Source organism: Vibrio sp. D173a, from assembly GCF_030248475.1.
Genome location: NZ_JAHGAH010001189.1, coordinates 1 through 604 on the forward strand (window position 1 = coordinate 1; position 604 = coordinate 604).

The window sequence follows — 604 nt, forward strand, 5'->3', positions numbered from 1 at the left end:
GTGTTGACGTCAACACCGCCTCTGCCGCACTTCTAACCCGTGTAGCTGGTCTTTCAAGCACCATCGCGCAGAACATTGTTGATTACCGTGACGAAAACGGCCGCTTCGAAGCGCGTACCACGCTGAAGAAAGTTGCGCGTCTGGGGCCAAAAGCCTTTGAACAGGGTGCTGGCTTCCTGCGTATCATGGGCGGCAAAAACCCACTCGATGCCTCTGCGGTTCACCCTGAAGCTTACCCTGTGGTAAAAGCAATTGCAGAGAAGAACAGCAAAGACATCAAGACCCTAATCGGCGACTCTAGCTTCCTAAAAGGGTTGCACGCGGTTGACTACACCGATGATAACTTTGGTGTTCCAACCGTAACAGACATCATTAAAGAGCTAGACAAACCGGGCCGTGACCCGCGTCCTGAGTTCAAAACGGCGACCTTTGCGGAAGGCGTTAACTCCGTGTCTGATTTGGAGCCGGGTATGGTTCTAGAAGGCGTTGTTTCTAACGTGGCTAACTTTGGTGCCTTCGTGGATATCGGTGTTCACCAAGACGGTCTGGTACACATTTCAGCACTGACTGACCGATTCGTTTCTGATCCACGTGAAGTGGTGAA

The 604-nt window shown here is 52.0% G+C and carries 1 protein-coding gene; it reads left to right on the forward strand.

From position 1 onward, the window contains the following. On the forward strand, positions 1-604 hold a 604-nt coding region (locus KIV40_RS32225; protein ID WP_285353415.1), incomplete at both ends, for a helix-hairpin-helix domain-containing protein.